This is a genomic window from Maribacter sp., assembly GCF_039974175.1.
In the GTDB taxonomy this organism is placed as follows: Bacteria; Bacteroidota; Bacteroidia; order Flavobacteriales; family Flavobacteriaceae; genus Maribacter_C.
This window is the reverse complement of sequence record NZ_JBDWJN010000013.1, coordinates 632,112-655,647: the sequence shown is the minus strand read 5'-3', so window position 1 is coordinate 655,647 and position 23,536 is coordinate 632,112. Positions and strand designations below refer to the sequence as shown.

Annotated in this window: 21 protein-coding genes; 14 read left to right on the top strand and 7 right to left on the bottom strand. The window is 39.3% G+C overall.

What is annotated here, in order from left to right; genetic code table 11:
• Nucleotides 1-11 precede the first annotated feature (11 nt).
• From crtI to ABJN95_RS20225, 3 genes are read left to right on the top strand one after another with little or no spacing between them, the layout of a single operon-like run.
• The gene (gene crtI, locus ABJN95_RS20235) at nucleotides 12-1,481 is read left to right on the top strand and encodes a phytoene desaturase family protein (protein WP_348373181.1); all 1,470 of its coding nucleotides are present in this window, start codon (nucleotides 12-14) and stop codon (nucleotides 1,479-1,481) included.
• Nucleotides 1,478-2,317 (top strand): phytoene/squalene synthase family protein, encoded by an 840-nt coding sequence (locus ABJN95_RS20230; RefSeq protein ID WP_348373180.1) that lies wholly within the window; start codon nucleotides 1,478-1,480, stop codon nucleotides 2,315-2,317. Before crtI ends, ABJN95_RS20230 begins: the two co-directional genes overlap by 4 nt.
• Nucleotides 2,318-2,764 (top strand): sterol desaturase family protein, encoded by a 447-nt coding sequence (locus ABJN95_RS20225; protein WP_348373179.1) that lies wholly within the window; start codon nucleotides 2,318-2,320, stop codon nucleotides 2,762-2,764.
• Nucleotides 2,765-2,766: 2 nt separating this feature from the next.
• Here ABJN95_RS20225 and ABJN95_RS20220 read toward each other — a convergent pair whose 3' ends face one another.
• From ABJN95_RS20220 to ABJN95_RS20195, 6 genes are all read right to left on the bottom strand, one after another.
• The gene (locus tag ABJN95_RS20220) at nucleotides 2,767-3,327 is read right to left on the bottom strand and encodes a TlpA disulfide reductase family protein (RefSeq protein ID WP_348373178.1); all 561 of its coding nucleotides are present in this window, start codon (nucleotides 3,325-3,327) and stop codon (nucleotides 2,767-2,769) included.
• Complete coding sequence (locus tag ABJN95_RS20215; RefSeq protein ID WP_348373177.1) at nucleotides 3,324-3,881, bottom strand: TlpA disulfide reductase family protein; 558 nt, start codon at nucleotides 3,879-3,881, stop codon at nucleotides 3,324-3,326. Before ABJN95_RS20215 ends, ABJN95_RS20220 begins: the two co-directional genes overlap by 4 nt.
• Before the next feature lie 87 nt (nucleotides 3,882-3,968).
• A complete protein-coding gene (locus ABJN95_RS20210) occupies nucleotides 3,969-6,242 on the bottom strand; it encodes an aconitate hydratase (RefSeq protein WP_348373175.1) in 2,274 nt (757 codons plus the stop codon).
• Nucleotides 6,243-6,415: 173 nt separating this feature from the next.
• On the bottom strand, nucleotides 6,416-7,369 hold the full coding sequence (locus tag ABJN95_RS20205) for a MoxR family ATPase (RefSeq protein WP_348373174.1): 954 nt from the start codon (nucleotides 7,367-7,369) through the stop codon (nucleotides 6,416-6,418).
• Complete coding sequence (locus ABJN95_RS20200) at nucleotides 7,369-8,820, bottom strand: peptidylprolyl isomerase (RefSeq protein WP_348373172.1); 1,452 nt, start codon at nucleotides 8,818-8,820, stop codon at nucleotides 7,369-7,371. Before ABJN95_RS20200 ends, ABJN95_RS20205 begins: the two co-directional genes overlap by 1 nt.
• Nucleotides 8,804-9,691: a peptidyl-prolyl cis-trans isomerase gene (locus tag ABJN95_RS20195; RefSeq protein ID WP_348373171.1), complete on the bottom strand. Its 888-nt coding sequence runs from the start codon at nucleotides 9,689-9,691 to the stop codon at nucleotides 8,804-8,806. The genes ABJN95_RS20200 and ABJN95_RS20195 overlap by 17 nt, the downstream gene beginning before the upstream one ends.
• A gap of 119 nt (nucleotides 9,692-9,810) precedes the next feature.
• Between ABJN95_RS20195 and ABJN95_RS20190 the strand changes: the two genes are divergently transcribed.
• The 9 genes from ABJN95_RS20190 (at nucleotide 9,811) to ABJN95_RS20150 (ending at nucleotide 20,497) form a co-directional block, all read left to right on the top strand.
• The gene (locus ABJN95_RS20190; protein ID WP_348373170.1) at nucleotides 9,811-10,059 is read left to right on the top strand and encodes a hypothetical protein; all 249 of its coding nucleotides are present in this window, start codon (nucleotides 9,811-9,813) and stop codon (nucleotides 10,057-10,059) included.
• A 51-nt stretch (nucleotides 10,060-10,110) separates the two neighbouring features.
• Nucleotides 10,111-11,259, top strand: coding sequence for a serine hydrolase (locus ABJN95_RS20185; RefSeq protein WP_348373169.1), 1,149 nt, complete (start codon nucleotides 10,111-10,113; stop codon nucleotides 11,257-11,259).
• Between the two features lie 6 nt (nucleotides 11,260-11,265).
• Entirely contained in the window at nucleotides 11,266-11,781 is a 516-nt protein-coding gene (locus ABJN95_RS20180) for an SRPBCC domain-containing protein (protein WP_348373167.1), read from the top strand.
• A 55-nt stretch (nucleotides 11,782-11,836) separates the two neighbouring features.
• The gene (locus ABJN95_RS20175; RefSeq protein ID WP_348373166.1) at nucleotides 11,837-14,839 is read left to right on the top strand and encodes a glycoside hydrolase family 2 TIM barrel-domain containing protein; all 3,003 of its coding nucleotides are present in this window, start codon (nucleotides 11,837-11,839) and stop codon (nucleotides 14,837-14,839) included.
• A gap of 17 nt (nucleotides 14,840-14,856) precedes the next feature.
• A complete protein-coding gene (locus ABJN95_RS20170) occupies nucleotides 14,857-16,428 on the top strand; it encodes a sodium:solute symporter (protein ID WP_348373164.1) in 1,572 nt (523 codons plus the stop codon).
• A 4-nt stretch (nucleotides 16,429-16,432) separates the two neighbouring features.
• A complete protein-coding gene (gene rluF / locus ABJN95_RS20165) occupies nucleotides 16,433-17,161 on the top strand; it encodes a 23S rRNA pseudouridine(2604) synthase RluF (RefSeq protein ID WP_348373163.1) in 729 nt (242 codons plus the stop codon).
• Between the two features lie 79 nt (nucleotides 17,162-17,240).
• Nucleotides 17,241-18,347: a helix-turn-helix domain-containing protein gene (locus ABJN95_RS20160; protein ID WP_348373162.1), complete on the top strand. Its 1,107-nt coding sequence runs from the start codon at nucleotides 17,241-17,243 to the stop codon at nucleotides 18,345-18,347.
• 82 nt (nucleotides 18,348-18,429) lie between these two features.
• A complete protein-coding gene (locus ABJN95_RS20155; RefSeq protein WP_348373160.1) occupies nucleotides 18,430-19,068 on the top strand; it encodes a M23 family metallopeptidase in 639 nt (212 codons plus the stop codon).
• Nucleotides 19,069-19,210: 142 nt separating this feature from the next.
• Entirely contained in the window at nucleotides 19,211-20,497 is a 1,287-nt protein-coding gene (locus ABJN95_RS20150; RefSeq protein ID WP_348373159.1) for a carboxypeptidase-like regulatory domain-containing protein, read from the top strand.
• Between the two features lie 245 nt (nucleotides 20,498-20,742).
• Here ABJN95_RS20150 and ABJN95_RS20145 read toward each other — a convergent pair whose 3' ends face one another.
• Nucleotides 20,743-20,913: a hypothetical protein gene (locus ABJN95_RS20145; protein WP_348373157.1), complete on the bottom strand. Its 171-nt coding sequence runs from the start codon at nucleotides 20,911-20,913 to the stop codon at nucleotides 20,743-20,745.
• Nucleotides 20,914-21,205: 292 nt separating this feature from the next.
• Here ABJN95_RS20145 and ABJN95_RS20140 point away from each other — a divergent pair, with 292 nt between their 5' ends.
• Both ABJN95_RS20140 and ABJN95_RS20135 read left to right on the top strand, forming a co-directional pair.
• Nucleotides 21,206-22,369 carry a hypothetical protein gene (locus ABJN95_RS20140; protein ID WP_348373156.1) on the top strand — a complete coding sequence of 388 codons (1,164 nt, stop codon included), beginning with the start codon at nucleotides 21,206-21,208 and terminating at the stop codon, nucleotides 22,367-22,369.
• A 29-nt stretch (nucleotides 22,370-22,398) separates the two neighbouring features.
• A complete protein-coding gene (locus ABJN95_RS20135; protein WP_348373154.1) occupies nucleotides 22,399-23,472 on the top strand; it encodes a trypsin-like peptidase domain-containing protein in 1,074 nt (357 codons plus the stop codon).
• Nucleotides 23,473-23,536 lie beyond the last annotated feature (64 nt).

Genomic DNA, 23,536 nt, shown 5'->3' with positions numbered 1-23,536 from the left:
TCGTTATCTGTATGAGTAAGACTGTTAGTATAATAGGGTCAGGTTTTTCTTCTTTGTCTGCCGCTTGCTATCTTGCCAAGTCGGGTTTCAAAGTCACTGTATTTGAAAAAAACAAAACCGTTGGTGGTAGAGCAAGACAACTGAGAAAAGACGGGTTCACATTCGACATCGGCCCAAGTTGGTACTGGATGCCCGATATATTCGACAAATTCTTCGCCGACTTTGGAAAGAAAACATCTGATTTTTATCAATTAGATAAACTAAGTCCTGCTTACAAAATATTCTTTTCCGACGATTCGATAACCATAGGCGACACTATGGATAAAATTTGTGTTGAATTCGACAGAATTGAGCCTGGGAGCTCACAACACCTGCGAAAATTCATTGCTGACGCTCAAGAAAATTATAGTATCGCTATTGATAAAGTTGTTCTTAGACCTGGCTTATCACCTTTTGAACTAGTGACCAAGGATACGCTTTTGAAAGTTGACCAATTTTTTAAGACTATTAGCGGGGAGGTCCGAAAAAAATTCAAAAACCCAAAGCTGGTTTCCACACTAGAATTTCCAGTGTTATTTCTCGGTGCTAAACCTAGCAAGACACCATCTTTCTACAGTTTCATGAATTTTGCCGACTTCGGGTTGGGTACATGGCACCCTAAAGGTGGCATGTATGAGATTATTAAGGCAATGGAGGCATTGGCTATAGAACTTGGTGTTACTATAAACACTGAAAAACCGGTAAGAAAAATTAGAGTAGAAAACGGAAAAGTCACCGGCATTACAACAGACGCGCAAAGTATAAACAGTGATTATGTGCTCAGTGGGGCCGATTATCATCATTCCGAAACCCTGTTAGACCAACAATATAGGCAATATTCAGAGCAATATTGGACAAAGAAGACCTTTGCTCCTTCCTCCTTACTTTTTTACATTGGGTTTAATAAAAGATTGATAAACATTGAGCATCATAATTTATTCTTTGATACCGACTTTCAAAAGCATGCCGAAGAAATTTATGATGACCCCAAATGGCCTTCCGACCCCTTGTTTTATGCCAACTTTCCTTCGGTAACGGATGAAAGTATGTCTCCAGAAGGTTGTGAAACAGGATTCTTTTTAGTTCCGATAGCTCCCGCATTAGAGGATACTCCGCAGCTTAGACAACAATATTTTGATTTAATAATGACCAGGTTTCAGGAAAGAACAGGCCAAAAAATTGAAAATAATATTATCTTTAAGGAGTCCTTTTGTGTGAATGATTTTATTGAAGAGTACAATTCATATAAAGGCAATGCTTACGGTATGGCTAACACGCTTTTACAAACTGCGTTCCTACGGCCAAAATTGCGAAGTAAGAAAGTGAAAAACTTATTTTTTACAGGGCAACTTACCGTACCGGGACCTGGAGTACCACCTTCCCTGATTTCCGGAAAACTAGTTTCTGAATTAATCGCCAAAGCAAACAGCAAACAAATATGAAAAGCATTTTTGACAAGGTATCTTATGATTGCAGCAAGATTGTGACTGAATCTTACAGTACATCTTTCTCATTGGCAACCAAAATGCTTGCCCCCTCAATCCGCCCTGACATTTATAACATTTATGGATTTGTGCGTTTCGCCGATGAAATAGTCGACAGCTTTCACTCCTACAATAAAAAGGAGTTACTAGATAATTTCGAAACAGATTTAGAGGCAGCTATTGCTACAAAAATAAGTCTCAATCCTATACTTAACTCTTTTCAGCATACGTATCACAAGTATCAAATACCCTATCATTTGGTTGCTTCATTTATGAAAAGTATGCGGATGGACCTTACCAAAAGCGAATATCGAACCGATGCCGAGTACAGAGAATATATCTATGGTTCAGCAGATGTTGTAGGGCTTATGTGTTTAAGAGTGTTCGTAAATGGTGATACCAATAAATACAACAAACTAAAAGAAGCGGCAATGTCTTTAGGTTCAGCCTTTCAAAAGGTGAATTTTCTCCGCGACCTAAGGGCTGATTTTGAGGACTTGAATAGAGCATATTTTCCAAACACAAACCTGGAAGAATTGGACGAAACCTCCAAAAGTAAAATTGTAAATGAAATCAAAGCTGATTTTGCCTCAGGTTACACCGGCATTTTACAGCTACCCAACGAGGCTAAGTTTGGTGTTTACACTGCTTACAAATATTATTATAAATTGCTCCAGAAGCTACAGAAAACACCCTCTATGGAGATTAAGAATGCTAGGATACGAGTTCCAAATTACCAGAAATTCGGACTTTTAGCAAAATCATACGTTAATTATAAATTACATTTGGTCTAGATGAAAACTTTTCTTTGGATAGTAATATTTCTCGGTACCTTTTCCATTATGGAATTTATGGCATGGTTTACCCATAAATATGTCATGCATGGTTTTTTATGGAGTTTACATAAAGATCATCATCACAAGGACCACGATTCTTGGTTTGAAAGGAATGACGCTTTTTTTATTTTTTATGCAGTGGTCAGCATGTCACTTTTTTATGCTGGAGCCAACGGCTGGTGGCCAGGTTGGGCATTAGGTTTTGGAATATTAGCCTATGGTATTGCCTACTTTTTAGTGCACGATATTTTCATTCACCAACGCTTTAAGCTTTTTCGCAATGCAGATCACTGGTATGCTAGAGGAGTTCGAAGGGCGCATAAAATTCATCACAAACATCTGGGCAAAGCTGACGGTGAGTGTTTTGGAATGTTATTCGTTCCGTTCAAGTATTTCAAAAAGTAAGATCACCTAGCTATCAGATTTTCCAGTAGATCTCGCGTGGCTATGCTGTTCCAATTCGCAGCACCTGTTTTCTCTACCACTATTTTACCAGTTCTATCGATAATAAAAGTCGTAGGAATATGATCGGCAGACAAGACCGTGGGCCTAGCAGTTCTCTCAAAATAAGTAGGAAAATCATAGTGTTTACTGTTAAAAAACAACTTCACCTTCTCAGGGTCATCGTTGGCAACCATAACAAATTCAATTTGATCGTGATAGTCTGTGTACAACTCATGCAAACTAGGCATCTCAGCAACACAGGGTGAACACCAGGTAGCCCAAAAGTTGACCAAGACCACTTTTCCCTTGGTATCTTTAAAATCAAATGTTTCTCCATTAACTGTAGACAATTCCCAGTTGTAATTGGAGAGTGTGAATTGCTCTTCTTCATTTAGTTCAGAAGGGCTAAAAGAAAATAATCTCGAAACGAGCACTCTTGCATGAAAACCAACTGGAGTAAAAAGTAGAAGTGCCAATAAAACAATGAAAGCAAAATTCGAAAGATTCTCCTTTTTTAGTTTCATTTTTCGGCAATGAGACGGTCTAACAGGTCACGTACTTTTTTATTATCCCAGTCCTTTATTTCATCTGTACGTACTACTACCATTCCTTTTTTATCAATAATATAAGAAGAAGGAACTACTTCGGTCTCGACAGGTGAGGGCGAGCCAATTAGTAAGTAGGTAACCGGGAAGGTAAACTTTTTTTCGGCCATGAATTCCTCTACGGGTGGCCTTTCTTCATTGGTAATAATATAAAAATCGATTTGATCGCTATAGGCATCGTAAAGCACTTGTATATCACTTAATTCGGCAGCACAGGGCAAATGCCAAGAAGCCCAAAAATTGATAAAAACCACCTTACCCCTAGATCGATTGAAATTGAAAAAATCCCAATTTGCATCCTTTAATTTCCATTCGTAATTAGAAAGTGTTTGGCGTTCCTCTACAGCAACTTCAACCGGACTAAATGAAAACAAAGCGTTCAACCACACTTTGGCATGATACCCCAAAGGCGTCACAAAGAAAGAAAGCACCACTGCAATTATTAAAAGGGTATAAACCGTTTGTTTCTTCATAGAGGGACTTTACATAGCATGCGCTGCTCAAAACTAAAAAACTCCCGAAGATTATCGGGAGTTTTTCTAAACTATTTGAAAAATAACTTAAGCCGCGTTCTCGCGTTTAATTACATTAAGTGCAGAACCTTCTCTATACCATCCTATTTGGGCTTCGTTATAGGTATGGTTGGCAAGAACAGTGTCTTTACTACCATCGGCGTGAACAACTTCAATGGTCAAAGGTTTTCCAGGTGAAAAATCTGAAATATCAACAAAGTTAAAAGTGTCGTCTTCTTGAATCAAATCATAATCACTTTCGTTGGCAAAAGTTAGCCCAAGCATGCCTTGCTTCTTCAAGTTAGTCTCGTGAATACGAGCGAAAGATTTTACGATTACAGCAGCTACACCTAAGTGACGAGGTTCCATAGCCGCATGCTCTCTAGAAGAACCTTCTCCGTAGTTATGATCACCGACAACTATAGTTCTTACTCCAGCGGCTTTGTATGCACGAGCAGCATCAGGAACGCCTGAATACTCACCTGTCAATTGGTTTTTGATAAAATTAGTTTTTTTGCCAAAGGCATTTACAGCTCCAATTAAACAATTGTTTGAAATATTATCTAAATGACCTCTAAAACGCAGCCATGGACCAGCCATAGAAATATGATCGGTTGTACACTTACCAAAAGCTTTAATAAGCAATTTAGCGCCCATTAATTCTTCATCTTTAATAGGTACAAAAGGTTCTAACAATTGCAAACGTTCTGAATTCGGATCAACCACTACGGTAACACTCGAACCATCTTCATCAGGTGCTAAGAAACCCGCATCCTCGACCTCAAAACCTTTTGGTGGCAATTCCCATCCTGTCGGTTCTTCAAATTTCACCTCTTCTCCATTTTCGCTTATCAACGTATCCGTCATAGGATTGAAATCCAAACGACCCGCTATCGCAATTGCAGCCGTTATTTCTGGTGATGCTACAAACGCATGTGTATTCGGGTTGCCATCTGCCCGTTTTGCGAAGTTTCTATTAAACGAATGTACGATACTGTTTTTAGGCGCATTCTTCGGATCGCTATATCTTGCCCATTGTCCTATACATGGGCCGCAAGCGTTTGTGAATATTTTCGCATCCAATTTCTCGAAAACGTTTAAAATCCCATCTCTTTCTGCCGTAAAACGCACTTGCTCAGAACCTGGGTTTATGCCGAGCTCCGCTTTCATTTTTAAACCCTTGTCCAATGCTTGTTGGGCTATAGAAGAGGCCCTTGACAAATCTTCATATGAGGAATTTGTACACGAACCTATTAGTCCCCACTCTACTTGAAGTGGCCAATCATTTTTAGTAGCCTTCTCTGTCATTGCATCGCCAACGGAGGTAGATAAATCTGGCGTAAACGGACCATTCAATAGCGGATTCAATGTTGTCAAATCTATTTCAATAACCTGATCAAAATACTGTTCAGGGTTTGCATAAACTTCATCATCGGCCGTCAAATATTTTGCTACTTGATTTGCGGCATCTGCAACATCAGCTCGCTCCGTGGCACGAAGGTAGCGCTCCATTGATTCATCATACCCAAAAGTAGAGGTAGTAGCCCCGATCTCAGCACCCATATTACAAATGGTTCCTTTTCCTGTGCAGGATAACGCTTTTGCCCCAGGACCAAAGTACTCGACAATGGCACCCGTGCCTCCTTTGACCGTTAATATTTCAGCAACTTTTAAGATAACATCTTTTGGAGCTGTCCAACCCGATATGGTACCAGTAAGTTTAACTCCTATTAATTTTGGGAATTTCAATTCCCAAGCCATACCAGCCATGACATCTACAGCATCTGCACCACCTACTCCAATGGCCACCATTCCTAATCCGCCAGCATTGACGGTATGAGAATCGGTTCCTATCATCATCCCGCCTGGGAAGGCGTAGTTTTCCAAAACAACCTGGTGAATAATTCCCGCACCTGGCTTCCAAAAACCAATTCCGTACTTATTCGAAACAGATTCTAAGAAGTCAAAAACCTCAGCGCTAGTGCTGTTGGCAGATTTTAAATCAGCAGCAGCGCCACTTTTGGCCTGTATCAAATGATCACAGTGCACCGTGGTGGGCACGGCAACTTTAGCCTTTCCGGCCTGCATAAATTGCAACAAAGCCATTTGAGCCGTAGCGTCTTGACATGCTATACGATCAGGAGCGAAGTCAACGTAGTCCTTGCCCCGGGCAAACACTTTTGAAGGACCGCCATCCCATAAGTGGGAATATAAGATCTTTTCAGATAGTGTTAATGGTTTGCCGACGATTTCACGAGCCTTATCAACTCTTTCGGCCATTCTGGCGTAAACGCCTTTGATCATATCAATATCAAATGCCATTCTATACGAATTTTAGTTATTTGCAATTTCACGAAATTAAGAAAATACTAGTGGCAAATGAAATTTTTAGACTAGGATTAATTGCCCTTTACAGAAATGATTGTTGGAATATTCTGCATTTGCAGAATTGACAAAATTATAAGAAAAAAACTATCGAAATAACAAGCATACCGTTACAACAGTTTGCGAATAATATCCTCTTCGGAAATACCTTCTGCCTCCGCTTTATAATTCTTGATAATACGGTGTCTAAGAATACCCATCGCAACAGCCTTTACGTCTTCGATATCTGGAGAGAATTTTCCATTAATCGCTGCATTTGCCTTTGCAGCTAAAACAAGGTTTTGAGAGGCCCGTGGACCCGCTCCCCAATCGATATATTGTTGTACAAAATCAGAAGCGATTTCTAAATTAGGTCGTGTACTGTTTACCAGATTAACCGCATACTCCACAACATTATCAGGTACCGGAATACGTCGTACCAAATGCTGCACTTCAAGTATCTCTTGGGCATTGAACAAAGCATCAATAGTAGGAGTTTCGTCATTGGTTGTTGTTTTCACCACCTGAATCTCCTCTTCAACAGAGGGATACTTCAACTCAATCGCGAACATGAAACGGTCTAATTGGGCTTCGGGCAAGGGATAGGTTCCTTCTTGCTCAATAGGATTCTGAGTGGCTAAAACGAAATAAGGAAGCTCTAAATTATGTTGTTGGCCCGCAATGGTGACCGAACGTTCTTGCATTGCTTCTAAAAGTGCGGCCTGGGTTTTTGGCGGGGTTCGATTTATCTCATCTGCTAAGATAATATTTGCGAAAATAGGGCCCTTAATAAATTTAAAGCTTCGACTCTGATCTAAAACCTCACTTCCTAAAATATCACTCGGCATTAAATCTGGAGTGAATTGTATTCTCTTGAAATCAAGGCCTAAAGTTTGTGCAATTGTATTCACCATCAGGGTTTTTGCCAATCCGGGCACCCCAATTAACAAGGAATGCCCTCCCGTATATATCGAGAGGAGAATTTGATCTATAACCTCATTTTGACCAATAATGATCTTGGAAATTTCTTGCTTTAAGGCTTTGTGTTTGGTAACTAGGTTATTTATTGCGTTGACGTCTGACATTATTCTTTTACCCAATTATTAGCAAAATCACAATCGCGGTTTCCTTCGTTAACGGTGATATAAGTGTCTTCTATATGCTCGTTCATCCACTTTTTTATAGCCTTGTATTGCTTTTCGGTTTTTGCCAGTTGTTGAATTTTAGTATAGTCTTGTGCAAAATCAGCGACATGTTCATCATAACGATTGGTCACCTTCATGATTTTGTATTTTGGGCCTCCACCCCTAGGGTCTTGTTCGAAGATGGGTAGTGAAATTTCATCATCCTTTAAATTCCGTACTTGATTGTACAATTCAGGGTCCATTTTTGTAAGCTCAAAACGGGGACCAAAATCTTGAGGATTTCTAAGTTTCCCGCCATCATTTGCCGTTTCTTTTTGATCAGAAAAATTTCGTGCTGCCTCTCCGAAAGTATATTTACCATCCTTAATCTGCTGGCGAATACTGTCTAATTCTACCTTTAGCTCATCAAGTGTAGACTGTGAAATTTCAGGCATAATTAGTATATGACGCAAGTCTAGTTCTTGTCCTCGAATCTTTTCTATGTAAATAATATGAAATCCAAACTGTGTTTCAAAAGGTTCGGAAACCTGGCCTTCTTTCAAACTAAAGGCAACATCTTTGAAGGTTTTGTCAAATCCTGTATCCTTAGTAATACTATAAAATCCACCCTTTGATTTTGAACCTGGGTCTTGGGAATACAAAATGGCTTTTACATTAAAACTGGCGTCATTGTCTTCAACATCGGCCTTAATCGCATTTAACTTATCGATTACCTTTTGTTTCTCGGCATCAGAGGGTTTGGGTTCTTTAACGATTTGAGCAATCTCCATCTCGGCCCCGATCACTGGACGTTCTTCTTTTGGAATCTTATTAAAAAACTGGCGTACTTCTTCAGGTGTTATTTCTATTTCAGAAACTATACTTTGCTGCATCTTTTCTGAAAGCATTCGAAGCTTGTTGATTTTATAAAGTTCTTCTCGAAAATCAGCCTCATTATCTTTCTTATAATACTTCAACACCTTCTCCATAGAACCAATTTGCTGCACAAGAGATTGTAGTTGACGATCACCTGTCAGATTCACTTCGTCATCTGAAACCAATATACTGTCTTGAACTGCCTGGTGGGCATATAGACGATCTTCCATAAGTTTCCCCAAGAGTCCACAGCGTGTTACATCTTCGGTAGAAGCCCCTTGATTTCTGAGGTCGATCAATGTCTTTTCAATATCCGAATCTAAAATGACATAGTCACCAATTACCGCTGCAATACCGTCTAATTTTACTTTCTTAAAAACCTTGGTAGAGTCATTTCTGAAATCGGTATTTTCTACGGTAAGGTCGGGCGGCTCTAAATTGGTATCCGGTAATTGTATGGAATCTGTTTGCGCAAATCCAATACTATAAACTCCCATAAATACAAGACTCGCAATAATTTTAATCTTCATGTGCATAAACTTCAAATTCTTTTTCTTTAATAGCCTCATCTATTACTTCAGTCTCTAACTGTCGTATGTAATTTAGTTTCCGTCGATTGATCAATACTTGTTTTATGGTTGGCTCTATAAAAGATAAAGGAGCAACATCATTTACCTGAAGTACCCCTGTTACCATTGCCAAATATACCCCTAATGCATCCTCCAATTCGAAAAATTGGGATTTTTTTAAGTATTTATCCTGATTTTCAAGGGTTAAGGGTGGTATTTCGTTGATAACCCTCGATGCACTTACCCATAAGGAATCATTAAAATTCAGTTTTTTAAATTGCACCCCAATGGAATCTAGATAAGCAATATCTTTCTTCTTAAAGCTCTTCAATCTTTTGGTAACCTCATCCTTATTCAAAAAGCGTTTTGGCAATTGAACGAATCTAATTTTAACCAGACGCTCTTGCAGCCTAAAATTCTCCTTTTCGTTCTCATAAAAGCGCTTTAACTGGGTCTCAGTTACCATAGAATCAGCGGCCTGTTGCACTAGAGCGTCTTTGTATGCGCGCGTGTACAAATCAGTTTGGTAATCGGCAACCAGCGCATCAAATTCTGCCAGTTTATCCTCCGGAAGATTGATTTTTGCCTTAGTAAGCAGTAGTTGTTTTGTTGCCCAATTGTTGATGAAATTGGTAACTATGGTAGCGCTATCTCCTTTCGTCATGCCATCATAGAGCAGTGAAGCAATATCTTCCTTGTACAAATAACTCTCGCCAACTCTGGCAATAGGTCCGGTTTCATCAGCATCTTTTAGGAAGGAACCACAAGAACCTATAAATAGGAATGCAATTGTTACAGTAAAACCAAGGGTTAGCGCTTTTCTTTTCTTTAAAAACATCCCGCAAAAATAACAAATATCGTATGCCCGGCAAGTAGTTGCTATAATGATTAACAGATTTTTATAGTGCTTCTCAAGAATTTGCTAATTTCGTTACCATACACTGCTAAAATCAATCGATGATGCGGAAAATAAAACTGATTTGGGATTTCAGGGGCCCCGCGGCCGCAAAGACTGCGGAACATCATGAAAAACATCTTAAAGAATATATTGCCATTGAAGCACTCGACTTGAATATCACAGGTTTTCAGCATGTCAGTGAAATTCACAGCTATGCCTTTATGGTGACCGAAGAATCAAATATGATCACACTAAGAGATGCTTTGAAACCGCATCGCGGAGAGGTATACCAAGAGGCCTCCTCTTAGCACTCAAAAGAAAGCGAATAATTATCAGGTCAATAAAAAAGGTTATGATACATGCGTAATAAATTCACTTTAGTTTACCTAACTACCCTAATTTTGGTTTTCTCCTGCGGCAGTCAAGAAAAAATTGAGGCCAGAAATCCACTACAAATTGTACTTGCCTCGCAAAACCCAAGTATAAAAAGGGTTATAGATAGTGTTCATAAACATGCCGTACAAATTAGGTTCACTCAGATCGAACGAGAAGATGACCAAATCTCTTTTCAAGATTATGACTTTCAGGTGTATGCTAATCGATACTTCTATCCGGCAAGTACAGTGAAATTTCCTATTGCCTTATTAGCCTTATCGAAACTTAACGACAACGAACACTTGAATAGAAACACCAGGTTTTATGTTGAGGGTGATACCATAGAATCAACATTTGCTCGTGAAATAGAAAAGATCTTTGCCGTTAGTGACAACCAATCGTACAACAGGCTTTTCGAGTTCTTAGGACAAGACTATATTAATCGTGAATTAAACACTATTGGAATTGGACCAGTGCGTATTTCACATCGATTGTCTACGCCGAATTCAGAAGAAATTACGACAAAACCGTTGATCGTTTATCAGAACGACAGCACAACCGCGATCATTGCAAACACCATAAATACATCAGCTCAGCCTTTGGAGATGAGCGATACTCAAAAAGGATTGGGCTATATAGTAGAAGATTCTTTGATGGACGGCGCCTTCGACTTTCGTTTGAAAAATTATTATCCTATTGCAACTCAGCACAGGTTCCTCAAGACCGTCATGTTTCCTGAAAAATATCAATTGAATGAAAGGCTAAACCTTACGAAGGATCAGCTAGGCTTTGTGCATAAAGCAATGAGTACACTACCTAAAAATACCGGCTACGATGCTCAAACCTATTACGACGGATATTGCAAATTCTTCATGTTCGGAGATACTAAAGAAAACATTCCTGATCACATAAAAATCTACAATAAGGTGGGCGATGCCTACGGAACGCTGACCGATTGCGCCTATATACAGGATACCAAAAACAATGTAGAATTCCTGTTAACGGCTACAATTTTGATCAATAAAAATGGTATTTTTAATGATAACACCTATGAATACGATGAGATCGGCTTCCCATTTTTGGCGGCTTTGGGAAGAGAACTATACGAATACGAATTGAACCAAAAAAAATAACACCACATGGAAAAGCTCAGTTTCGATTCTTTTACCAAGAAAATTTACATCAAAACTTCCCTTGAGAAGTTATACTGGTCTTGGGCAACGAGCGAAGGTATTTCCACCTGGTTCCTAAGCAAAGCACAATATTTCGACGCAGCGGGTCAACCGCGCAATCTTGATGAGCAAATACAAGCTGGAGATGCCTATATCTGGGAATGGCACAATTGGGATGGCCAAGAAAAAGGAACCGTATTGAAAGCCAACGGAACCGATTGTATAGAAATTGTTTTCGCAGACCCGAGCAAGGTATCCATTACTTTAGAAGATAAGGGTACTGCCGTACTACTCACGCTAAAGCAGTATGACATTCCTACCGATGAAGAAAGTATGCTCAACATTCATCATGGCTGCAGCAACGGATGGACGTTTTGGCTTGCCAATTTAAAAGCCTATCTCGAACATGGCATCCTACTCAATGAAACAGAATTCGATTTGCGAGACATTCCGCTAGCGGGGTTTCAGTTTGTGAATATGTAATGGATTGCGTTTTGTTAAAAGCGGTAATTTAGCAAAGTCATCTGCTTCATAAATCATGAAAAAAAACCAACTCCTACCGACCCCAACCTACGATTGGCTTGCCAACCCGTCGGTCTACAATATTGGCCAAGAACCACCGGCTTCATTTCGCCATGAAGAACCTGACAGCAAAAACATAATCTCCTTGAATGGAGCGTGGGACTTTGTATGGGCCGAAAACAAAAAGAATTTACCTCAAGGTTTCGAGAAACTTGGTTTTGATACTTCGCAATGGGATAAAATTGAAGTTCCTTCGAATTGGGAACTCAAGGGTTATGGCATTCCTATATATGTAAACGATCGCTACCCCTTTGAAAAGAACCCTCCCTTGGTGCCCAGCGATAATCCAACAGGGGTGTATAAACGAACAGTTGAGCTTCCCATGAACTGGCAAGATCAACATATCTTTTTGGTCGTGGGTGCTATCAAATCAGCCGCCTACTTTTGGATCAATGGGGAGTTTATAGGCTACAATCAAGACAGTAAAACAGAAGTCGTTTTTGATGTTACCAAATATGCACATTCGGCCATAGAAATCACCATTCAGGCCTTTCGCTGGTGTGATGGCAGCTATTTGGAATGTCAAGATTTTTGGAGATTAAGCGGTATAGAACGAGAGGTATATTTAGTGGCTAGAAACAAAGTTCGTTTCAGCGACCATAATTTGATAAGCGGTTTAGAAAACGACTATACCGACGGAAAGTTTGTTCTAAATACGAAGATTACCAATACTTCTGAAAAGACTTCGCATGGTGAACTTTCAATTACCATAGTAGACAGTGCTGGAAAAGAAGTGGCCTCCTTGAAGACCTCGTATTCATGTGCTTGCAATAAGGAAATAGATATAGAGATTGACCATCTAATTCCTGAGGTAAAGCCATGGAGTGCAGAGCATCCGAACCTTTATGAACTTTCTCTAGAGCTAGTTGAAAGTGGTATAACTAAGGATAGAATTAAAAGTAAAATTGGTTTTCGCACGGTTAACATCAATAAAAACCAACTTTGTATTAACGGAAAACCGTTGAACTTAAAAGGAGTTAACCGACATGAACACGATCAGCATACGGGGCATATAATTACCAGAGAGCTTATGGTGAAAGATATTCTACTGATGAAAAAGTACAATATCAATGCGGTGCGAAACAGCCACTACCCCAATCATTCGGAATGGTATAGGTTGTGTGATGAATATGGACTTTACATGGTAGATGAGTCGAACATCGAAAGTCACGGCATGGGTTACGAAGAAGATAGTCTGGCGAAAGACATCGATTGGCAAGATGCGCATTTGGATAGGGTTAAACGCATGTACCATCGCAGTAAAAATCATTGTTCCGTTATCATCTGGTCAATGGCGAATGAGGCGGGAAACGGTGTCAATTTTGAGGTGATTTATGACTGGCTAAAAAAGCAAGATCCAACGCGTCCTATACAATACGAGCAGTCTATGGAGGAAGCGAATACCGACATAATTTGCCCCATGTATCCGACACCTGAGCATCTTGAAGACTATGCTAAAAATAGAGGTGACCGCCCCTTTATTATGTGCGAATATTCACATGCTATGGGAAATAGCAATGGTAATCTAAAGGAGTACTGGGATATCATCAATCAATACGCTTGCCTACAAGGTGGTTTTATCTGGGATTGGATGGATCAAGGTTTAGTTACACAAAAAGATGGAAGGACATTTTGGGCCTTTGGGGGTGATTTCGGCCCATCAGGCACCCCAAGTGACGGAAACTTCTGCATCAACGGCTTACTATGGCCAGACCACACTCCCAAACCGGCTCTAGAAGAAGTTAGAAAACTTTACGCTCCGGTAAAATTCTCTTTACAGCATGCTGACACAGGAAGGGTAAAAATTATTAATGAATGGCTTTTTACTTCCCTAGACAAAAATCAATACCATTTGCATTGGTGCATTACCTCAGAAAAGGGAATCTACGATTCTGGAAAATTGGAAATGAACATTCCAGCTACTTCTGAACAAACTATAGATTTGCCCTACTCCTTAGTCGAAATAGACAGGCAATTTGATTGGTATTTAAATCTTTCCATTGTATCAAATACTGAAAAAAAATGGGCAACAAAGGGCGATATACTGTCAAAAGAACAGTTTCAGCTTGTTGAAAGTAATACCCAGTTAGCTATTGAAGTCAATAAAGGGAAAAATCGTGTTTTAAAAACCAAGGATTATTGGACCTTGAGCGATAGTGAAATTGCCATAAAAATCGATACTAAAACCGGACTTATCGCCTCACTGGTTTCAAAGGATAAAGAAGTGCTTATAAAACCGGTAATGCCGAATTTTTGGCGCCCTCCAGTAGACAATGATTTTGGTTGGGATATGCCCAAAAAATGTGCTTTTTGGAGAACCGTAAACCAAAATCTAAAATTGATTTCTTTAAAAGGAGAAGACAACACCGTGATAGTCGTTCTCAACTTAGGCGAGGCCGATGCAGAAATCAAATTAACCTACCGTTTGGTTGGCCTGGGAAAACTAGCCCTAAGCACAGAGTTGAAAATTTTAAATCCACTTCCAATATTACCTAGGTTTGGTCTTCACTTCAATATAGATGATGCCTTCTCAAACATAAAGTGGTATGGCCGGGGGCCTTTTGAAAACTATCCTGATAGAAAATATGCTGCCGATATCGATAGCTACCAGACCTCCATTTCCGAACAATATGTGCCTTATATCTCTCACCAAGAAAATGGTGCAAAACAAGACTGTAAGTGGTTGCAGTTGGAGGACCAAAACGGTAGAAATATCAAGGTTAGCACGCATGACTCCTTCGGATTCAGCGCATTAGAATATAGTCCGGAGCAATTGAATCGAACTGATAGAGATAAAGGTCGAGATTACGAACTGAGTAAAGCAGGTGGGGTACATTTGTGTATTGACCATAAGCATATGGGACTTGGCGGAATCGACTCATGGCTTTCAGCTCCAATGGAGAAATACCAAGTTGAAGCTAAGAGCTATTCTTTCACTATATTTATAAAAATCGACTAAACCAAACCTATTGCTCTATGGAAAGTACCATCTCAACTATTGACATTGGCATTGTCATCTCCTATTTTCTTATCGTTTTGTTCATTGGTCTTTGGATATCGAGAAAAACCAAAACTGGCGAAGACCTGTTTTTAGGAGGGCGAACATTCGGATGGGGTATCATCGGATTGTCTTTGTTCGCCTCCAACATTTCAGGGTCTACCATTGTAGGCCTAGCAGGCGCAGCATACACGACAGGAATCGTAAATTCTGTGTACGAATGGATGTCAGGTCTGCCTTTGATCATTGCGGCCCTTATTTTTATTCCACTGTATTTAAGAAGTAAAATCACCACCATTCCAGAATTCTTGCAACTGCGATTTGATAGGAGGTCTCAGAAGTTTTTCTCTATCATCACTATTTTCAGTACCATAATGATTGAAACCGCTGGGGCACTTTATGCAGGTAGCTTGGTACTCCAAACCTTTTTTCCAAATTTAATAATGTGGCAGACATCGCTTGTATTAGCCATCGTAGCAGGTATTTATACTGCTGGTGGCGGACTAAAAGCCGTGGTCTATACCGATGCGATTCAAGCCGTAATATTAATTGTTGGATGTAGTATTATTACTTGGATTCTCTTTGGCAAATTAGATTATGATTGGGCTCGTGTCGTTGCGGCAGCGCCAGAGGGCCATTTTTCGGTAGTGCAACCTTTAGATGATGAAGGCCTTCCATGGCCAGGTTTGCTGATGGGTGTGCCATTTTTGGGATTTTGGTATTGGTCTACCAATCAATACATTTTTCAACGTGTGTTGGGTGCCAAAGACATAAAACAAGCACGTTGGGGGGTTATTTTTGCAGGCTTTTTGAAAATAATTCCACTCTTTATCATGGTGATTCCTGGAGCGATGGCGATAAGCCTGTTTCCGGGTATAGCCAATGGTGACCAAGTATTTCCAACTTTGGTTACCAAGGTGCTTCCTGTAGGCTTAATAGGCCTTGTATTAGCGGGGGTAATTTCAGCGATTATGTCGAGTGTAGATTCTGCCTTAAACTCTTCCTCTACCTTGTTGGTAATTGATTTTATAAAACCCGTAAAGCAAGATATTACAGAAAAAGATATTGTAAAATACGGAAGAATTAGCACTCTGGTATTCATGGTCATTGCGGCCCTATGGGCTCCCCAGATTCAAAATTTTACAGGTTTATGGGATTACCTGCAACAAATGTTCTCTATCATCGTACCTCCCGTAGCCGTTATATTTTTAGTTGGTGTTTTCTTTAAAAGAGGAAATGGAGATGGCGCCTTTTGGACGTTGATTTTAGGAACTTTGGCAGGAATATGTCTTTTCGTTCTAGAACAATTCGATATGTGGCATTTGCATTACACTATAAATGTTGGCCTGATGATTCTACTTTCAACCGTAGTTTTTGTTGTTGTCAGTTTAATGACCGCTGCTCCAGATAGTGAAAAGATGAAACTGCTCACCTATCGAAAAGAACTCTTGATGGATGGTTTCGAAGATGTACCTTGGTATAAAAACTATATCTATCATATTGTAGTTTTAGTAATCGTCATCGCCTATATATTAATCTGGTTGTGGTAACATAATGAGTGAACCCAAACAAACCCGTATCAATAAATACCTAAGTGAAGTAGGATATTGTTCACGCAGAGCTGCAGATAAATTAATTGAGCAAGGTAGGGTAACGATAAATGGAGAAATTCCAGAAATGGGAACGAAAATCTTTGAAGGAGATGAAGTTCGCGTTGACGGGAAACCTATTTCAGAGCCCAAGGAAAAACCCGTATACATCGCTTTCAACAAACCCATTGGTATTGTTTGCACTACAGATACTAGAGTTGAAAAAGACAACATAATTGATTTTATCAATTATCCGAAACGAATTTTTCCCATCGGCCGACTAGATAAACCTAGTGAGGGACTTATATTTCTTACCAACGATGGGGATATTGTGAATAAAATTCTGCGAGCGCGAAACCGACACGAGAAAGAATATATTGTCACGGTAGATCAACCCATAACACCTCTTTTTTTGCAAAGAATGAGAAATGGCGTGCCTATTCTCGGTACCGTTACGCGTAAATGCGAGGTAGAAGAAATTAGCAAATACCAGTTCAAAATTATATTGACACAAGGTCTTAACAGGCAAATACGTCGTATGTGCGAATATTTAAACTACCGGGTAAAAAAGCTAAGACGTGTGCGTATTATGAATGTTAAATTGGATACGCCCTTAGGCAAATGGCGTGATTTGACCCCAGAAGAACTCCGAGAGATTCATATATTGGTTTCTGATTCTTCAAAGACGAACTGAATCTTAGCAGCCATCTCCCTATAGAAAGAGACACCTATAAAAATGGTTAATAGTATCTTTAAAAGCTATTAATCACACGATGTCACCCGTTATCATTTTATTTCTCTTTTTTGTATTTCTTGGCGTTTTGCTTTCTGCACTTTTCCTCTTAAAAAAGAAAGGAAATAGGTTTGCGAATCGCATTCTCGCCCTCTATACCCTCTTGTTTGCTTTCGAAATGCTAAACAACTGCCTACGCTGGTCTGGCTGGTTATATACAACGCAATTTATTCATATCGATTTAACGCACTTTCCATTATGGCTTATTTATGGTCCCTTGGTCTTTATTCATGTTCGAAACATATTGCAAGGAACCCAATTCAAATCTTCCGACCTGTTGTTTTTAGCACCTCCAGCAATTATTTTCGCACTGCTATCGCCGTTTTATTTCAATGGAGCTAGTGATAAATTGCAGATCGTAAAGGAAGGCAGAACTTGGGAATATGCAAGCTTTCCATCCTATGCCATTTGGTTGGTAATTCTATTGATGTTCTTTTACGCGTTCTACACTTACTTTAAGTTTGGGTACAACAAACGTCTGGGTTTCCGTGAAAATAGATGGTTACAATGGTTTGTCGGCTCCTATTTCGGGTTTGTCTTTGCCTTCGGGCTTTACATCTTTTTAGTCCGGTTCCAAATCATGGATCCTTCTTACGACTATTTGGTTGATATCGCGATAGTCTTTTTCATAGGAATGCTCTCTTTCTTTGGCTTTGTACAGCCTGAGGTTTTCGAAGGAAAATCTCTGCAAGAAATCCTTCCCTTTATAAAATATCAAAAAACAGGACTCTCGGCGGCCCTATCGCTCGAGATGAAGGGAAAACTACTAGAGATCATGCAACGTGAAAAACCTTACCTCAACCACGAACTACGTTTGGACGATATTTCGCGCTTAATGAACTTATCAAGAAATCATACTTCGCAAATCATCAACGAACATTTTAATTTGTCTTTTTTTGATTTCGTAAATCGCTATCGCATCAAGGATGCAAAAAATCTATTGATGCACACGAAAAAGAATGGCTTGACAACTACTCAAATCGCCTACGATGTTGGCTTCAACAATAGAGCATCTTTCTATAAAGCATTTAAAAAATTTACCGATTATAACCCCACTGAATATTTGAAGCATACCAAAGCATCATAAATCGCTATAAAAGTTGTCAATCTTCTTAAGGAGTGACACTTACATTCAAACTGCTTTGTACATTTCACTCAGTTAGCAAAAGATGATGAAATCAATAATACGTTTAATAAGTCTTTTTTTTATTCTCGTTTTAGCACAAGGTAGTTGTATTAAAGAAACCCCTAGGCCTCCTGCGGAAATAGGCTTGGAAGAAGTCAATCTAGGATGTGACAGCACCAAATATGCCGACTGGGAAACCTCTGAATACATCCTTCCTTTTCCGGTTGGCAAAGCGTATGCTATAGGGTTATCACATTGCTCAGGTTCATATCACGGCATAGGTCTTCCTGATCAGTTTGCGATCGATTTTAATATGGATATCGGAACCAAAATTATTGCTTCGCGAGCGGGTGAGGTGATTTTTGTGGAAGAATCAGGTTATGATGGCGAATTCCCGAACAATAAGGTGGTCATTCAACATGCAGATGGCACCTATTTGCAGTATATGCATCTTACGCACAATGGTGCAGCGGTAGAAGTAGGTCAAAGAATTAACAAAGGGCAATTAATAGCATATAGTGGCAGTACCGGGCTTGCCGGATATCCGCATTTGCATTTTGTCGCCACGGTTAATGATTCATGGGAGTATCCATATACGTCCTTTCCCACTACCTTTAGCAATACCAGAGCAAACGGGCTTAGTTTAAGACAAGGTGAGCGATACAAGGCTTTGCCATACTAATATGAATATCTTTTTTAACAAATTTTGTGACTACAAATTCGTAACTTAGGGTAGAATACGATTTTTAAAAAAATTGTTTGCCAATAATTATTCGATCATGATACAAAAAAATAGCGGTTTATCTAAAAAATCCTTGATTTCAATGCTACTACTGTTAGTATTGGTTGGGGTAACTGGAACTCATAGCGCCTTCGCCTTATTGCAAGAGGAGGAACAGCAAACTGTTGCATACACACAGTATACTGGGGAAATCTTAGATGCTGACAGCAAAAAACCCTTGGTTTTTGCTACTCTTTCTATGGCCAACTCGAATATAAGCACCATCTCGAACACCGAAGGTGAATTTACTCTAAAAGTGCCTGAAGGTATTGATTCTGATAAGGTAGTGGTTTCTTTTTTAGGTTATAAATCAAGAACAATTCCACTTTCCGAACTTTCTGACGGGAAAAATAAAATTTTGATGAATATTTCGGTAATGGAACTTTCAGGAGTTGATTTGAGTGTTCCAAAGGATGCAAAAACCCTGGTGAAGGAAACACTTAGTAAGCGGGGGCAAAATTATTTTGACGATCCAACTTTGATGACTGCTTTTTATCGAGAGACTATTAAAAAGAGAAGAAAGAACGTCTCTTTATCAGAGGCAGTGGTAAATATTTACAAAACGCCATATACCTCGGTACGAAAAGATGCAGTGAAACTATATAAGGCACGAAAGAGCACGGATTATAACAAATTAGACACTGTTGCTCTCAAGTTACAAGGTGGGCCGTTCAACGCTTTGTTTGTCGACCTTATGAAATATCCAGAATATATCTTTACTGAAGAATCTATTGATAATTATGCTTTTACTTTTGATCGTTCAACTAGAGTGAACGACAAGCTCATATTTATTGTGAATTTTAAGCAGCATGGAGATATTCTTGACCCGCTGTATCAAGGCAAATTATATATCGATGCTGAAAACAAAATTCTAACAAGTGCTATTTACTCCTTAAACATTACAGACAGAGTAAAGGCTTCTAAAATGTTTGTACGAAAAAAACCTAGAAATGCCAAAGTATGGCCAACAGAGGTAGCTTATCGGGTAGATTACCGTGAAAAAAATGGCCGGTGGTACTACGGATACAGTAATGTTCTGTTAGAGTTTAAAGTAGATTGGGATAAAAAGCTGTTTAACTCCGTCTATAGTATGGCATGTGAAATGGCAGTTACTGATTGGGAAAAAAATATGGATAGCCAAGTACCAAAGTTCAAAGACAGAATGAAGTATTCTATTATATTAAATGATGAGGCCCTAGGTTTCGCAGATCCAGATTTTTGGGGTGAGTACAATATTATCGAACCTGAAAAGTCTATTGAATCGGCAATTAAGAAAATACAGCGGCAGCTGCGCAGAGCAAAATCCAATAATGGAACTTCTGCCGATTGAGCAAACAATAGCTATTATAAAAAACCGCTGGTATTAAAAACAGCGGTTTTTTTGTTAGGAGCAATTTCGTCATATTGCTATACAGGCATGACGACAAAATCAAAAGTCTCAATAAGACCGATACTGCTATCAATAGCAACAATTACTACGGCATACATACCTCCTATTGCATCATTCAACCATCTTTTTGGGGAAAGAGTGACTTCATCGGCTTTAACATCAGAATCAACCCACTAGCTACCGCTTTATTGGATAATTTCAGCCCCCTCATAGCTAGTAACTAATGCAATAAATGGCCTCTCAGCACTCAAGAATTTCGCTAAGCTGGTCGTCTTGGCAGCAGTAGCCAAGATGGAAATGTTTGTATTTCTTGCAATAGGGCCAACTATGCTTTCAAGTTGTGTAGTGGCAATCATTTTCCGATCTGTTTGTTTTGAATTTTCACCTAAACTAAGTAACAGAGAAGTGCCGTTACTCCTATTTTTTGTGAGCAATTTTTCATCAATAATTAAACAAAACTCGTATTTGATTCACCTCCCGTTTTTCAGGGTAATTGGTTTCACTGCAATCAGGTTTACATAAACCGCTATTTACGAAGACCTTTGTATGGAGTTCAATTCATATTCATATCGGAGAATGAGATAAAAATAAATTAACGGATTAGCCGTTGTAAAGAGACAATTTCTAAGACTCCCAAAATTTAACCACATGAAAAACGTATTACCAAAATTTCAAAGACCAATTCAGGGTATTGACGAGCCGCGCACAGCAGTTTCCCATTGGGACAAGGCGATGGACGCCTACGATGCCAAAGACTTTAGAACCGCTCTTATAGAAACCATTAACTACGTCAATCCTGATTTACTTAGTGGCAAAGATACTAGCGGAAATATTGAATTGGTTCGTGGCCAAGGTTCTGCAGAAATTCAAGTACATATTTCAGCAACTACCTTTTCAGTAAAAGCACCTTTTTTGAGGGCTACTGAGCAAACAAATAAAGTAGCCTTGTATCGCAAAATTGCTGAAGTAAATTTCAATCCGCTAACCCTAGCGCAAATTCATTTGAAAGAAGACACCCTTTGGTTTGAATACGAAGCACCTATAACGCTTTGTCAACCCTATAAGGTATACGATGTATTGCGTGAGATTTGTGTTTATGCAGACGATTATGATGATGAGTTCGTAGAAAAATACAAGGCCGATTTTTATAAGGAAACCAATACACAACCTTTGGCGGGGGAGGAAGTCGAACAGGTTTGGCAACAAATCAGTACTGTATTGACCGAGTATAAAGGTTACAGCGCCTTTTTTAGAGAAAAAAGATGGGATGCCTTTCAATGGGATATTATCGTGATCTCGCTACTGAAGATTGTGAACATGCCCTATGTTCATGGAACCTTGCGTACCAAACTGCAAGAATACATTTTTACCCTATTCAATAATCAAATAGAGTTCCAGCACCGCATTGACAAGGGCACCAATTTCATGTCACAGCTTTGTGAAAAGTCAAAAGAAGACTTCATGAAAGATATTTATCATGCCGATGCCTTTATTTCGTTAAAATGGAGAAGTTCGGTTCAAATTTTACAAGATGATGCCAAAAAATTAGAGGCAACGGTTTCCCGTTATGTGAAGGATGGAGATAACTTCTCGCTTTGTTATTTTTTACAATACAATTTTCTATATATCCTTTACAACTTTAATGTAGAGGAAGTACATAAAAATGCCATCTATAGTGTTTTGGAAAATGTTTCGGGTCTCGAACCTCAAGTAGCGGCTCCAAAGTTACTCGAAACCTATTATGGTTTCTTAAACGGAAGCACAAAAGCAGCAAGTGGAAGCAAAGGTCTGTTCGCTAAGCTCTTCGGATAATCAGGTCTAAAATTTAAAAGCAAATCATCATGGAAAATATAAGAAAATCAGTATTTAAAATAATAACGGCTTCAGGAACCGGAACAGGATTTGTGGTTGCCGGAGAAAATCACATAATCACTAATTATCATGTGGTCGCCGGATCAAAAACCGTCGCTGTGGAAGATTACAAAAAAGACCGCCTTGTAGCCAACGTGGTTATGGTAAACCCAGAAGTAGATTTGGCCTTCCTATATGTTGAAGGGTTTGAAAATGTAGAAACAACAATTACTTTAGATGAGAATGTAGGTATCTCAAACGCCCAAAAGATGTACATACACGGATATCCATTTGGGATGCCCTATACGGTTACAGAAGGTATCATATCGTCTACAAGTCAACCTATGGGACCCAGACACTACATCCAAACCGATGCCGCTGTAAATCCAGGAAATTCAGGTGGGCCGATGTTAGACGAAGCAGGAACCATAGTTGGTGTAACTACTTCAAAGTTTACGGAAGCCGACAATGTTGGTTTTGGCATCAAACATATCGATTTGGTCAAAGAAATGAACGACTTCTCTTTTGAAGATCATGTGTTCCGGGTAAAATGCAATTCATGTGATGGGTATACTGAACAACAAACAGAATTCTGCAATAACTGCGGAAATGATATGGACATTGCTATTTGGGAAGAATTTGAAAAAAGTCATTTTGCCAAATTTGTAGAAGAATCTTTGGTCGAGTTGGGTATGAACCCCGTTCTGGGAAGAGCCGGAAGAGACTTTTGGGAATTCCACCAAGGAAGTGCCCTAGTCAGAATCTTTGTTTTCAAAAGAGATTATTTGGTGGCCACCTCGCCCATGAACAAGCTGCCAAAACAAAACCTAAAAGCGCTGACGGAATACTTGTTAGAAGATCATGTAAATCCGTATTCATTGGGTATTCATGAAAACAAAATCTTCCTATCATATCGTGCGCATCTTTCGGATATATTCACGGAGCATGCGGAAACCATAAAACAGGATATCAAGAACTTGGCCCTAAAAGCTGATGATTTAGACAACTTTTTTATGGATGAATATGGTTGTGAAATGGCAATAGAGGCGAAAGAGGGAGCCTAGTCTTCACTAGCTATGATTAAAAAGCCTTCACCAGAAATGGTGAAGGCTTTTTAGTATTCCAAAA

Bases quoted from the DNA above. Each gene is read 5' to 3' on its own strand.
- ABJN95_RS20215 (WP_348373177.1), bottom strand. From the start codon at position 3,881: ATGAAGAAACAAACGGTTTATACCCTTTTAATAATTGCAGTGGTGCTT.
- ABJN95_RS20195 (WP_348373171.1), bottom strand. From the start codon at position 9,691: ATGTTTTTAAAGAAAAGAAAAGCGCTAACCCTTGGTTTTACTGTAACA.
- rluF (WP_348373163.1), top strand. From the start codon at position 16,433: ATGAGTGAACCCAAACAAACCCGTATCAATAAATACCTAAGTGAAGTA.
- ABJN95_RS20180 (WP_348373167.1), top strand. From the start codon at position 11,266: ATGGAAAAGCTCAGTTTCGATTCTTTTACCAAGAAAATTTACATCAAA.
- ABJN95_RS20185 (WP_348373169.1), top strand. From the start codon at position 10,111: ATGCGTAATAAATTCACTTTAGTTTACCTAACTACCCTAATTTTGGTT.
- ABJN95_RS20155 (WP_348373160.1), top strand. From the start codon at position 18,430: ATGATGAAATCAATAATACGTTTAATAAGTCTTTTTTTTATTCTCGTT.
- ABJN95_RS20175 (WP_348373166.1), top strand. From the start codon at position 11,837: ATGAAAAAAAACCAACTCCTACCGACCCCAACCTACGATTGGCTTGCC.
- ABJN95_RS20150 (WP_348373159.1), top strand. From the start codon at position 19,211: ATGCTACTACTGTTAGTATTGGTTGGGGTAACTGGAACTCATAGCGCC.
- ABJN95_RS20170 (WP_348373164.1), top strand. From the start codon at position 14,857: ATGGAAAGTACCATCTCAACTATTGACATTGGCATTGTCATCTCCTAT.
- ABJN95_RS20205 (WP_348373174.1), bottom strand. From the start codon at position 7,369: ATGTCAGACGTCAACGCAATAAATAACCTAGTTACCAAACACAAAGCC.
- ABJN95_RS20140 (WP_348373156.1), top strand. From the start codon at position 21,206: ATGAAAAACGTATTACCAAAATTTCAAAGACCAATTCAGGGTATTGAC.
- ABJN95_RS20200 (WP_348373172.1), bottom strand. From the start codon at position 8,820: ATGCACATGAAGATTAAAATTATTGCGAGTCTTGTATTTATGGGAGTT.
- ABJN95_RS20145 (WP_348373157.1), bottom strand. From the start codon at position 20,913: ATGATTGCCACTACACAACTTGAAAGCATAGTTGGCCCTATTGCAAGA.
- ABJN95_RS20225 (WP_348373179.1), top strand. From the start codon at position 2,318: ATGAAAACTTTTCTTTGGATAGTAATATTTCTCGGTACCTTTTCCATT.
- ABJN95_RS20230 (WP_348373180.1), top strand. From the start codon at position 1,478: ATGAAAAGCATTTTTGACAAGGTATCTTATGATTGCAGCAAGATTGTG.
- ABJN95_RS20220 (WP_348373178.1), bottom strand. From the start codon at position 3,327: ATGAAACTAAAAAAGGAGAATCTTTCGAATTTTGCTTTCATTGTTTTA.
- ABJN95_RS20160 (WP_348373162.1), top strand. From the start codon at position 17,241: ATGTCACCCGTTATCATTTTATTTCTCTTTTTTGTATTTCTTGGCGTT.
- ABJN95_RS20135 (WP_348373154.1), top strand. From the start codon at position 22,399: ATGGAAAATATAAGAAAATCAGTATTTAAAATAATAACGGCTTCAGGA.
- ABJN95_RS20190 (WP_348373170.1), top strand. From the start codon at position 9,811: ATGATGCGGAAAATAAAACTGATTTGGGATTTCAGGGGCCCCGCGGCC.
- ABJN95_RS20210 (WP_348373175.1), bottom strand. From the start codon at position 6,242: ATGGCATTTGATATTGATATGATCAAAGGCGTTTACGCCAGAATGGCC.
- crtI (WP_348373181.1), top strand. From the start codon at position 12: ATGAGTAAGACTGTTAGTATAATAGGGTCAGGTTTTTCTTCTTTGTCT.